This is a genomic window from Fervidobacterium sp., from assembly GCA_026419195.1.
Classification (GTDB): domain Bacteria; phylum Thermotogota; class Thermotogae; order Thermotogales; family Fervidobacteriaceae; genus Fervidobacterium.
Genome location: JANZZV010000005.1, coordinates 119758 through 132627 on the forward strand (window position 1 = coordinate 119758; position 12870 = coordinate 132627).

11 protein-coding genes are annotated in these 12870 nt (G+C 34.6%); 7 read left to right on the forward strand and 4 right to left on the reverse strand.

Annotated features, from left to right (window positions below):
* Positions 1–18 precede the first annotated feature (18 nt).
* Genes N2Z58_05425 through N2Z58_05440 form a run of 4 tightly spaced genes read left to right on the forward strand, consistent with a single transcriptional unit; the run spans position 19 to position 6291 of the window.
* The gene (locus tag N2Z58_05425) at positions 19–975 is read left to right on the forward strand and encodes an NAD(P)-dependent oxidoreductase (protein MCX7654095.1); all 957 of its coding nucleotides are present in this window, start codon (positions 19–21) and stop codon (positions 973–975) included.
* Positions 956–1837 (forward strand): NAD(P)-dependent oxidoreductase, encoded by an 882-nt coding sequence (locus N2Z58_05430; protein MCX7654096.1) that lies wholly within the window; start codon positions 956–958, stop codon positions 1835–1837. Before N2Z58_05425 ends, N2Z58_05430 begins: the two co-directional genes overlap by 20 nt.
* Positions 1838–3259 carry an oligosaccharide flippase family protein gene (locus tag N2Z58_05435; protein ID MCX7654097.1) on the forward strand — a complete coding sequence of 474 codons (1422 nt, stop codon included), beginning with the start codon at positions 1838–1840 and terminating at the stop codon, positions 3257–3259. It begins immediately after the preceding gene.
* Positions 3260–3261: 2 nt separating this feature from the next.
* The gene (locus N2Z58_05440; protein ID MCX7654098.1) at positions 3262–6291 is read left to right on the forward strand and encodes an O-antigen ligase family protein; all 3030 of its coding nucleotides are present in this window, start codon (positions 3262–3264) and stop codon (positions 6289–6291) included.
* Positions 6292–6333: 42 nt separating this feature from the next.
* Here N2Z58_05440 and N2Z58_05445 read toward each other — a convergent pair whose 3' ends face one another.
* Together N2Z58_05445 and N2Z58_05450 are read right to left on the reverse strand one after the other, a co-directional pair.
* Positions 6334–6756, reverse strand: a complete 423-nt coding sequence (locus N2Z58_05445; GenBank protein ID MCX7654099.1) for a type II secretion system GspH family protein — start codon at positions 6754–6756, stop codon at positions 6334–6336.
* A 156-nt stretch (positions 6757–6912) separates the two neighbouring features.
* Entirely contained in the window at positions 6913–9252 is a 2340-nt protein-coding gene (locus N2Z58_05450) for a homocysteine S-methyltransferase family protein (GenBank protein ID MCX7654100.1), read from the reverse strand.
* A 170-nt stretch (positions 9253–9422) separates the two neighbouring features.
* Between N2Z58_05450 and N2Z58_05455 the strand changes: the two genes are divergently transcribed.
* Positions 9423–9716 carry a metalloregulator ArsR/SmtB family transcription factor gene (locus N2Z58_05455; protein MCX7654101.1) on the forward strand — a complete coding sequence of 98 codons (294 nt, stop codon included), beginning with the start codon at positions 9423–9425 and terminating at the stop codon, positions 9714–9716.
* Between the two features lie 39 nt (positions 9717–9755).
* A complete protein-coding gene (locus N2Z58_05460) occupies positions 9756–10715 on the forward strand; it encodes a cation diffusion facilitator family transporter (protein MCX7654102.1) in 960 nt (319 codons plus the stop codon).
* Here the strand turns inward: N2Z58_05460 and N2Z58_05465 are convergent.
* A complete protein-coding gene (locus N2Z58_05465) occupies positions 10705–11265 on the reverse strand; it encodes a methionine synthase (GenBank protein MCX7654103.1) in 561 nt (186 codons plus the stop codon). The two genes, N2Z58_05460 and N2Z58_05465, sit on opposite strands and share 11 nt — an antisense overlap.
* A 37-nt stretch (positions 11266–11302) precedes the next feature.
* Here N2Z58_05465 and N2Z58_05470 point away from each other — a divergent pair, with 37 nt between their 5' ends.
* Positions 11303–11764, forward strand: coding sequence for a YkgJ family cysteine cluster protein (locus N2Z58_05470; GenBank protein ID MCX7654104.1), 462 nt, complete (start codon positions 11303–11305; stop codon positions 11762–11764).
* Positions 11765–11777: 13 nt separating this feature from the next.
* Here N2Z58_05470 and N2Z58_05475 read toward each other — a convergent pair whose 3' ends face one another.
* Positions 11778–12863, reverse strand: a complete 1086-nt coding sequence (locus N2Z58_05475) for a polysaccharide deacetylase family protein (GenBank protein MCX7654105.1) — start codon at positions 12861–12863, stop codon at positions 11778–11780.
* Positions 12864–12870: the final 7 nt, after the last annotated feature.

Below are 12870 nucleotides of genomic sequence, written 5' to 3' on the forward strand. Positions count from 1 at the left end.
AGAACGGAGGCTGAATTTATGGAAAATATAAGAGTCCTAATCACAGGGGGATTAGGTTTCATAGGTAAGTGTTTGAAATCAAAGTTGCAAGAAAAGGGATATGAAGTTGTCGTACTTGATTTGCAGGTTAGAGACTATGATGATTACGTTCGGGCCGATGTAACTGAATTTCTTGATTTATGGAAAACAGTTAAGAACTTCGGAAAATTTGATTATGTAATACACATGGCTGGTGAGGTTGGCAGACTAGTTGGGGAAGAACATCCTCACAAAATGATTTACGTCAATGACATTGGGACTTTGAATGTTATTCATATATGCTTAGAAATGGGAGCTAAGTTGGTGTACTTTTCAACTTCGGAAATATACGGGAAACTGTTCGAACAGGAAGAAGTTAGTGAAGAGAGTGTAAAACATTTGTCACCTTTTATGCTGACAAATGTTTACGCTATGAGTAAGTATTTTGGGGAAGCTCTCGTTAATCATTACGTCGTGAATTACGGATTAAAAGCAGTGGGCATTAGACCATTTATGGTTTACGGACCAGGTGTCGTTTCGAGCAAATACAAATCTGCTGTTGATCAATTCATATACAACGCACTTAACGGGAAAGAATTTTATGTCCATAAAAACACGGAAAGAGCATGGTGCTACATAGACGATTTTGTTGATGGGATTATATTAATCATAGAAAAACACAAATTCACTGAACGTATTTACGAGGCGTACAATGTGGGAACACAGGATTACAAACCCATGGAGGAAGTTGCTGAGATAGTGCTGAGATATACAAATGCACCAAGAAGCTTAATAAAGCTGATAGAACCACCTGACAAGTTTTTAGTCACTAAGAAAAGATTTTCAAACAAGAAAATTGCAAACTTAGGTTTCAAACAAAAAGTATCGTTAGAAGAAGGTATAAAGAAAACCATAGAATGGCACAGGAGTGCTATAAATGATAGCAATAATTGGTAGCGATGGATTTATCGGTAATTATGTAAAAAAATGGGCTGAAAAACTTAATATAGAACACAAGGGAATATACTTTAGTAATAATCTAAAGGGTGATATATCCTTTGAAGAATATTTAAATAGTGAGGAAAAGAAAATCACCACTACTTTGATTATAACTGCAGGAAATTCTGACCACAATTTACCAAGAACGGACTTTCTTAGCACCTTGGAGAAAGATCTAAGATATTTAGAAAGGTTAGAAAAATCAAAGGTATCAGCAGACGTTGTATTTTTGTCCAGTGCAGCTGTCTATTACGGTTGTAAGGGAGATGTTGACGAAAACACCGCAGTGCAACCCTTAGATTATTACGGGCTTAGCAAATTGTACGCAGAACACATGGTAAATTTCATGTGTAGAAAAGCAAATACAAGGCTAATCATCTTTAGATTGACTAATGCATTTGGAGTTAACGATAAGAGGAAAAGGCTTTTTGATAATATCTTAGAATGCTTGAAAGAACAAAGAACTTTTAGTTTATACGGGAAAGGCGAGTCTTATGTAAATCCTTTGCGCGTTGACAAAGTTTCGGAGATAATTCTCAAGAGTGCGCTGAAAATAAACGAATTAGTGAAGGAAAACAATACTGAGATTGTAAACCTATGCTCTTTATCGCCCTACAAGGTTGTTGACATAGTAAAATACATAAGCAAAAAATATGGATTAAAATTCCGATTCACTGGGCAAGAAGACTACATAGTAGAATTTAACACAACCACAAAAAAACTCCAAAAGCTGCTGGACATTTTGTCCGTGAAGATAAGTCCATTATACGATCAAATAGACGAATTATTAGAAAAAGCACTAAAGGGAGAGAATATTTAGATGTCGTTTTTGAGAAAATATTTCTCCTTTTCAACGGGAGTTTGGTTTAACGCACTAATAGGAATTCTTTGGACAGCTTATATATCCAGACACTTGAATCCTGACGAACTTGGCATTATAACCATGTACATGTCACTGTATAGCGGTCTGTCAGCGCTTGCACTAATGGGCTCTTCTGATACCATAATGAGATTTTACAGAGAATATGAATTGAAAAATTACTTAGTCTGGCTAACAAGTTTACCTTCATTAATAATGAGTCTATTGATTTTTTTGGCCATGTTGTTTCTGCGTAGTAAAGTTAATTTTATAATCTGGGGAGAAAAGACTGGTATATTTTTCCTTCTAATACCGATACAAGTGTCTTTAAACGTTGTATTCACGATAAACATGAGTCTGATAAGAAGTCAAGAAAGAGGATTGATCTATTCAGCTTTTAGTATACTCGATAATTCTTTGTACACTTTATTTACTATAATTGTTTTAACTCTACTTCGTAAAAATTTTATTTGGGTCATATTTTCAAGTTTTTTGAGTTTATCGATAACTTCGTTTTGCACTTATTTATATTTGGAAGATTACTGGAAGTTTTCAAAAGTCGGCTTGAAGGATCTAAGAGAGATACTCTCATATAGTTTTCCTCTGACATTTGGCTCTTTGCTATGGTGGTTTACAAATTGGACAGATAGGTTTATGTTAAGAGGATTATCAAATTTTAATGAAATAGGTCTGTACAGTGTTGGTTCAAAATTCGCAAGTATTTTGAATTTAATAACAAGTGGATTTTCGACACTTTGGTTTCCGTACGCGTATAGTTTATTTCAGTCCGAAAAGGCGAAGGATATGTTTAAAAAAATGTCAATGATGATATCTTTTCTAACTTTCAACATAGCTTTGATAATTAATTTAACGAAACATTGGATTTTTCAGCTACTATTTTCAAAAAACTACATCAAAGCAATCAACGTTGTCCCGTTTTTACTCCTGCCTGTTGTTTTAACAACCATCTTAGTAGTTGTCGGAAGAGGGATAAATTTCTCGAAAAAAACATACTTATCAATTTATACAAATGGTGCAGCAATAGTCACAAACATAATAATTAACTATCTTTTGATACCAAAGCTTGGTGCAATAGGTGCAGCTATAGGCACAGCCATAAGCTTTATAATATTTTTTACTGTAGAATACATATTTTCAATAAAGTTTTACAAAGTTAATTACCAAATTTGGAAGGTCTATACGTTATCCTTTTTGTTCATTTTTGGAGCCATCTTGGAACTTTTCAACAGCAGGATATTTTATTACTTTTTAAACTTTGTTATTTTTTTGCTTGCTTTATTATTCTACTACAACGAGTTTAAGATTTTACTTAAGAAATTTCTTTCTATACTAGAAAAAACTGAATCAAAAGGAGGCGATTAAACTTGCTTGTAGATATAACAGCATATATAGGGATAATACTTACAGCGTTGTTCTCACATATAAACTATTCAGTTAACATGCGTACACCGAAATATGCTATCTTAAGTATTTTTATAGCAGTATTTGCGTTGTATTTATCTATATTCAGTATAGAAAAAAAATCCATCAAGTTTAGGATCACCTTTGCCCATGTATTGTGGCTTTCATTCTCGTATGTTGCTTTCTTATCATGCATAAACGTGGCAATCAATTATCCAGCTTTTCTTAGAAGATCTGTGGATGTAGCTTTTTATATATTGCTAAATGTATTACTATCGTTTTTTATAACAAACTTTATGAATGACAAAAAAAGAATAGAAAAATACCTTCTCATATTTCTAATTACAGGTTTTGTTATAGCCTTAAACGGTGTTCTTAACTATTATACCTCCTACGACATATTTTTAGGTGTTGTGGAAGGGTTGCTATACAGAGATAGAATAAAATCTACTATCGGAAACGTTATATTTGTGGCAAATTACTTGAACATGTTAATACCAATATCTTTTTACTTCATAGTTAAAGGACAACCAGATGAACATACTAGTTATGGTAAGCTACCTTTTTCTCTGATTGCTGAAAAACTCTTTGCTTTGCTAAACGCCCTACTTTATATCTTTATCCTTACCATTGCCCAAGTGAGAGCGGAATTTATAGCGTGGTTGTTGCAGACTATTATCCTGGTCACATTAACTATTTGGTTTAGCTTAAATAGGGAAGAAAAACTCATGATTAAAATAAGAAGCTATCTTAATTACCTGAAAATTGGTCTTTTGACAATCGCACTCCTTTGGTTTGCCATGGTCTCTGTTTTATTTTACCTTGTTCCGTCGGTAGTTAACAATTATGGTGATCTTGGTGGTGGTGGAGTAACGTTAACAGAGAGGCTGGAATCGAAAACAATAAATCGTGACTTAACCATACGACTACTCGCATGGATTTCTGCAATCAAATTATGGCAGAGGCATAAATTATTAGGTAATGGCATAAATACTTATCAGATACTTGGTTCAAACGTCATATCGGATCTTGCAAACAGCAAACCAGAATACAATTTCGCATGGCAACCTTTCGATAGTGTCCACAATGATTACTTACAAATTCTATCGGAAACAGGAATATTGGGATTTGTTATAATATTAACCTTGTTTTTATATCTACTAATATATGTTATAAAAAACCTGTCTGTCCTAAGAGAAAATAACAACATGGATGACTTGATCTTATTTGTTTGTTTGATACTATCTGTTACTTCGTTTGCAGTCCAGGCGTTCTTTTCTCCCATAGTTCAAGTTTTACCAAGTTCATTGCTTGCAAATTTCATTATAAGTACAGGATTAGGAGTGTACTTCAACAAAGTTAAAATGAAAGAAATAGAACTGACTGGTAAAATAAAAACAGTAACTTGTTTGGTCATCTTATCAATAGCTTTATCCGGTGCATATTTTCGAACAACACACTATCTTTCAGAATATTATTACGGCAGAGCAAGGGTGGCTAATGAATTCCTCTCAACGTTCGAAGATCAGAAAGAAACGACAGAAAGTAAGTTGGAAGAACTCGAAAACTTAAAAAAGGACAATAAAATTAACTCAAGTGAATACGAGAAAAACAAGAGAGAATTACATACTCAACTGAGTACTATTACGAGGGAAATACGGCAAGCATATGTGCATGGGGAAAGTGCCTTTTTGGCGAGTATAAAATTTGACAGAACTAATGGAGCGTCGATGTTTTATTTTTCTGGCTTTGCGTACCATCCTTTAAGAATAGATAAATTATCACGCGATATGGAAAAACACTACGAAAAGATACTCAATCAAGATTACGACCGACTGCAAAAGATAATAGACAAAAACGAAAAAAGAACCGACTTGACGTTTTTATTGGAATACATAAAAAAGCATCCTTACTTGCTCAAAAGTAGAAATTTCACTGAAAACCTCTCAAAAGCCCAAGCATCACTTGATAGTTTATCCTTATTCTCTATGGCGTTGAAAAGATACGCGGAACCAAACACTTATAGTCTTATTTCAAGAAGATACCAGGTTTTGTGCGAATCCTTAGATGAATTAAGGAAATTTACAAATGATGACACGGTAAAGGCAACACTTCTAGAGAAGAAAAACTATTATTTCCAAGAGCTTACCAAGAATGGACACAGGTTGTTTTACCTTATTAGCGGCGGATGGTTCACTTATCCGGCTTATAAAAACCTTGATATAGAGCTTTCCAGTATATCTAATCAAGATATGCACAGAAACATCGCAAGCTTTGTACTAATGAGTAGGGTTGACTCATTTGACCTCTTGTACAAAACTCTGAAAAGCATAGCAGAAAAGGAAATACAAACGTGCTTAAATTTAGAAAAACAAAATATTCCCACAATTCCAGATGGAGTATTATCTTACCTCCACGCGTTGGTAGTAAAACAAATTAATAATCAAGATAAAGAAAAAGCTGAGAAGTTAATAAATGAGATTTTAGACTCATATCGCGAATGTTACTCAATAGCGTGCCAGCGTCTTGAAAATAAGAAAATTTACAAAGATTCTTATAAAAAACTCCAAGATGTTGTAATCAAAAGACTTAAAGGCTCGCTGAAAAATAAGTTGGCAAACAATGCTATAAACGAATTGATTAACGAATTAGAAGATTCAGGAAAGGAAGCATTCGAAAAGCTCACAAACTATGATTTCAAAAAGTACATAAATAGCTACATCGATTTACTTACAAAGAAAGACATCTCACAGTGGCCATTTGTTGGTTTGAACAGCCCTTGGAAATCTTTGATGCAACCACACATACAAAAGATAACATTTTCATCTTTAAGCCTAACAAATTCCTTAGACATTTTTGGGAAAGTAGGTAACGTACTTTCAGCAATACTCGATAGTAAATCCAATCAATCAGTTTTTGCCCTCGAAAGATACATGATGTTCAAAAACCATTACGAAATTATCGAAAGTTTGAAAAACAAGCTAAAGAAATAAAAAACCATCCCCAAAAGGGGATGGTTTTTTATTCTTTTCAACTTACCACCATTTCTGCAAATTAAATGTCAGCACAATGTTATTACCTGAAGAAGTAACTTCTCCCATTCCATTTGCTCTCACCAAGTTTATATCTACATCTTGGCCTGAGTATGTAATAGTTATGCTGTAAGTACCCGGTTGTCCAGTAACTGAACTTGGCGTACCAATAGTAAAGTTAGCTGGTATAGCGTTTATATAACCGGGAACAAGCTCAGCAGTACCTATCTGTGCTGTTGGGTTTGTTGGTTTTTGTGTGTTCCAGTAGTTTTCAATAGCTGCTTTAAGGTTTCTGAAGTTTTGAGCAACTTGGCTTGCTTTTGCGTTCCTAACAGCATTTAATGCAAGTGGTGTTGCAACTGCCATAAGTGCTGCTATAACTGCTAAAACTATCAAAAGTTCTACCAACGTGAAACCTTTCTTCATAATCCCAACCTCCCTAAGCTTAGATGTTCGATTTTATTATACCATAAATTTTTAAAATATTACAACAATTTGGAATGTTCCGAAGTCTTTTAATGATGAAATGCGCAAAATCAACGACAAACAGCAAATATTTTTGATTATCAAATTTTCATAGTTTTACTTTCCTAAAATATTTTTACACACTTCAACAGCTTGTTGTGCATCTTTCGCATAATAGCTACCGAATCTTTTAGCTAATTCTTCATTCATAGATGCACCGCCGGCGATCACAGGTATTTCTATACCAGCTTGTCTTAACGTTTTTACAACTTCACCAACTTGAAGAACCGTTGTTGTCATCATTGCCGATAGTCCAATTATGTCTGGTTTCAACTCTTTTGCCTTTTGAAGGATAGTACTAGCTGGTACATCTTTGCCTATATCTATCACTTCAAAACCTGCACTTTCAAGAATAGTAGCTACTATCTTTTTACCAATATCATGTATATCTCCTTCTACTGTTGCTAGCAATACTTTCCCAAGTTTTACAGATTCTTTGTCTTCTATCATGCTAAGTAACTTATCGAATATGGGTTTGACTGTTTCTGCCGCGAGTATTAGGTGAGGCAAGAATATTTTATTTTGCGCGTACAAGTTTCCTATTTCTTCCATAGTGTTTGTAAGTATCGTTTGTGCTATTTCAATTGGCTTCATCATTGGTAGGTGGTTCATAATATATTTTTCAGAATTTATTATATCACCGGACAATAATAATTTTGCAAGTTCGTTTTGTGTTACATGCGTATTTACAATCAACGATTCCTTTTTTAAGATCCTTTTCATCCCGCTAAGGACGGTCATAGTTGTTATTTCAGCTGTGTTGAGTATCGCTGCTGATAATCCAAAATGCATGGCAAGCGCAAGAAAAGATGCGTTTAGTTGCTCTCGGTTTGGCATTCCAAAGCTGAAGTTGGAAAGTCCGATGGATGTTTGTATGTCATCATTCGACAGTAATTTTATTGTCTCAAGGGTAACATTGTAGTCCTGATTTGCCCCAATTGGTAAAACGATGGGATCTACGAAGATTCTAGAGCGTTCTATTCCTCTTGATTCCACATACTCAACTGCTTTTTTGGCAACTGTGTATCGCTCGAACGCATTGTCTGGAATCTTTTTGTCCATAGCGAGAATTATTAGTATACCACCGTACCTCTTTAAAAGCTTGATTTTTTCATCGAGCTCATTACTGATTGCTTTTGATGAATTGATTATAGCCCTACCAGGATATTCAAATAACGCAGCTTCAAGAAAATTGTTGAATTGTATATCAAGTGATAATGGCAAACTCACTATTCTGTCAAGTTCAAGAACAATTTTCTTAAAGTGTTCATCCGTAAGCACATTCTCAAGTCCAAGGTTAACATCAAGTACCTGAGCACCTTCTCTTTCTTGATCTTTTGCGAGTTTTATAACACTTTCAAAGTTGTATTCTTTTATTTGTGAGTGCAATTTCTTCTTGGCCGATGCATTTATTCGTTCACCTATTATCAAGAAAGGCGAGATGTTAGACATATGGGTTCTATTAGTTACCACTTTCAGTTGTTGAACTTGCCTTTTCGATGGTTCTCGATCTCCTATGAAATTAACCATATATTTAATATGCTCGGGTGCCGTCCCGCAGCAGCCCCCAACGATGTTAGCGCCAAGTTCCACGTAATCTTCGATGTGCATAGCAAACTCCTCGGGTGTGGTCTTGTAAGTAAGCTTTCCATCTGTCGAAAGTGTGGGTTTTCCAGCATTTGGTTCGGCAAATATTGGTTTCCTTGAAAAAAGTGATAGTTTTCTTACCAAAGGTGTCATTTTGTCTGGTGTTAGCGTGCAATTTATTCCAATTGCATCAACATCCAAATCGTTGAAAAGTGCTACGTATAATTCCAAGCTTGTTCCTGTTACAGAAACACCATTTTCTTCCAAAGTCATACTAACAAGGATAGGTATATCATTGGAGACATCTCTTGCTGCTAAGTAAGCCAACTTTAACTCTTTAATGTCTGTCATAGTTTCTATTATTATTCCATCTACACCAGATTCAACAAGAAGACTTACCTGTTCTTTAAATACTTCATAAACATAGCGTGAGCTCAGTTCACCAATTGGTTCAAGCATTTCACCAACAGAAGATATATCGCCAAGTATATAAACTCTTTTTTTAGAACTACCTGCCGCTTGTTTTGCTATCTTGACAGCTTGTACATTGATTTCACAGGTGAAATCTTCGTAACCCAGCTTTTTCAATTTATGCCTGTTGGCGCTGAAGGTGTTCGTTAGGAGAAAGTCAACTCCAGCTTTAACGTATTCAGTCTGCAATTCCAAAACAGCTTCAGGATTTTTCAAATTTAAAATCTCTATTGGTTCTTTCCCTTTAATGTATCCCCTTTTGAACAATTCAGTTCCATACGCACCATCTAAGAAAAGTATTCGATTCTCAACAATTTTTGAGAATTCTTCTCTTGTCAAATCCGATCGCCTCCTTGTTGTACAACCTCCCAAATTCTCCAGGTTTTTGAATATATTATATATCTAATTTCTCGGTTGACAATCGCATGAGTTACGGGTTATAATTATACATGAATATATGCTCATATGTTCAATAATAAATTTGACAAGCGAATGTGGGGGTGGTATTTTTGTTTTTTGAACTGAACAAAGACTTGAGCGATATATCAGAGTTCTTTTCCTTACTTTCTGATCCAACAAGGCTGAAGATAATTATTTGTCTAAAAGAATCTGAACAAAGCGTTTCAGAGCTATCTAAAAATTTAGGAATTTCCCAATCTGCAGTATCTCATCAGCTGAGAATTTTGAGACAAGGTAGGGTAGTGAGGTATAGGAAAGTTGGAAAAAAAGTCCTGTATTCTTTGGATGATGAACACGTTGTGCGGATAATCGACCAAGCTATAGAACATCAAAAGCACGGGTAAAAGAATTTTTTATTCTTTGCTAAAGGAGAGTCGAAATTTATGAAAAGGTCAGATAATTGTCACATTCACAACGAAAAAAATGTAGATCACAAACACATTCATCAACACGAAACTCACACTTTAACAAGTTCCAAGATTTTGTACGTTGTTTTACTTAATCTCTTGATAACAGGATCGGAATTTGTTGGTGGTTTAATATCACGTAGTCTTGCGTTGCTTTCCGATTCTATGCACAATCTCAGTGATGTTTCTTCAATAATCATAAGTTATTTTGCACACAAAATATCTAAGAAGTCAGCAGATGAGAGAAACACATTTGGTTACAAGAGGGCAAAGATTTTAGCAGCATTTATAAATTCAACAGTGTTGATGATAATAGTTGCTTTTTTAACTAAAGAAGCCATCGAACGACTTATAAATCCACAAATAATAAATGCAAAAATCGTTTTGATTATCGGTGGAATTGGTCTTTTTTCAAATGTTTTAAGCATGCTGTTTTTGAAACCCCATTCCAGCAAAGATATTAATATAAAATCTTCATACTTGCACATGCTTTCAGATTCTCTTTCTTCTGTAGCGGTGATAATTGGTTCTGTGATGGTTCATTATTTTAAGATTTATAGGATAGATCCCATTCTAACTATAGGAATTGCTTTTTACATTGGAAAAGAAAGTGTTGAAATGTTCCTAAAAACTTTGAGGATTTTGATGCAGTCATCCCCAGAAGATATAAACATAGATGAGGTTGTTGAAGAAATTAGAAAAATTCCAGAGGTGGAAAATGTTCATCATGTTCATATATGGAATCTTGATGATAATATTGTTTTCTTTGAAGCACACGTCAATTTGAAAACAGATATGAATATAAGCACAACTATGGTTGTTCAAAAAGGTATTGAGAAGATTTTGATTGATTTTGGTATAAATCATGTTACTTTACAATTCGAGCACAATGGGTGTCCAGATTGTAATGTGATTTCACACAGGGCTAATCATTGATACCTGCAATAAATGTTGTAGTTTTTCGCGGAAGCATTACACCAAATCTGTTAACTTTCACTTTTTCCGCGATGTTAAGAAGCTCAACGTAAATGTTGTTCACAGTTATGTTTAAGTCACCATATCCAGGCGAAAATCTCATGCTTGTTTTAATCGAAAGACCTTGCAAGTAATGAAATTGAAAATAGTCATTTAAGGTTTCAAGTGCTTCGCTGCCCCAAGCATCAAGTAACATACCTATCATAGTTGACTCTTCGGAAAGTTTGTCAATTACTAAATCAAATTTATCACCAAGTGTTGAGGCACAGATAATGAATTTTTTGTAGTTTGAAAACTTTTCAGGTATTGCACCGTCTGGTATACTATCTTTGTCAAATACATCCCAGTATACAATAGGGGCGGCGTTTGAAAGACCTATCAAGTACACTTTGTTCACAAAATCCATTAATTTTTCATCGTTTATCACACTTTTGTATCTTGCGCCCGCTCGTGCAAGAAATATCTTTTTAGATGGCATGTAATGATATTTATCTGGAATAAATGTCTTCACAACTTCACCTCACATCGATTTGGAGGTAGATACGTGTATGAAGAAAGGTGTTGAAATAAACAATATTTGCAAGGTCTGTGGTGGAAAATGTTGTAAAACATTTCCTGGACCCGCCACCCCAGAAGACTTCGGAGCACCGGATCTTGAAAAGCTGAGAAAAAATTTATTGAATTCTCTTATTTCAGGTAGATGGACCGTGGATTGGATAAATCAAGAGAATAATCTTTACTTCGTAAGACCTGCCGTCAAAGGTTTTGAAAATGTTGTTTTTGATCATACTTACAACGGAATATGCACGTTTCTAACTGAGTCTGGTTGTGAACTGAGTTTTGAAAACAGACCAGAAAGTTGCCGAATGCTTGTACCAAAGTTGTATGAAAAATGTGATACCCAAGGTTATACAAGAATGTATGTTGCAAAATTGTGGAAAGATTATATAAATATCTTACTCGATGTTGCTATACAAGCAGAAAATGGTGAATTTTCAAATTTTCTATGATAGCGAAAGCGAACTAAAAATAATCTTCCGGATCACCAAATCTGTAACCTTGTGATATGGCGTAAGGTATCAACTCCGATAATATTTTAATAGTCTTTAGACCCCTATCTCTGCCGTCGTGAAATAGATAAATACCTCCCGGTTTCAAGGATTGTTTGTATCTTTCGATAGTCTGTTCGACAGGTTCCTGGAACCAGTCGTAACCAGCTGTCCAATTGATTATCTTATAACCGTATTCTTTGGCAATTTCCTTAACCCAGTCCTTAGAATACCCTTCCGGCATTCTGAGATATCTTATTTTTATCTCTGGTATTATTTTTTTTATATTCTCTTCAGTTTTTTCTATATCACTTCTCAAAGTTTCCTTGAGTGTTTCTAAATCAGCTGTTTTTTGTAATTTATAATATGATCTGTGGCAATAAGTGTGCGAACCTATTGAATGTCCTTCTTCGTATTCCCTTTTCAAATGTTCTCGATAACCCAAGACAGTATCCCCGGATACAAAGAAGATTGCCTTTATGTTATATTGTTTAAGTAAATCTAATATCTGCGGAGTGTAATTTCCTGGACCATCATCGATAGTAATAAATATGACTTTTTCATTTGTGCGTGCTCTGGTGAAAAAAATTTCATCGTTAGCATTATCATTTTTTCTAAGATCGATCATACTCTCTGTTTTCGTGGTTTCCGTAGTTACATCTTGATTTTTTGTCTGTTCGTTCGGAAAAGTTGAATAAATATCCTGTCTTTCATGTGCTGTAACACTTTCCGTTTTGGAAGTCGTACTTCCTGTGTCGGAGTAAGTCTTGCTGTTTGTAGTATCAGACACCTCAATTATTAATTCCGTGAATGTCTCCTTTTTTTCATTTGTGGTCTGAAAATCATGGCTTTTTGAAGTGAACGATCTTATATCTATGGTTGAGCTTGCATCAAATTTTTCGTCTTTATTCGACATTTCATGGTTACTTTTATCTTGACTGTTTTCTTGCTGCACAGTGGTTAGTTCTCTTGAATTATTCCACACATAGAAAGTTGCAAAAGAGATACTCAAAAGTATTATAGAGACTATGATCAAAATTATGGAGAATATTCTATTCACTTCTATT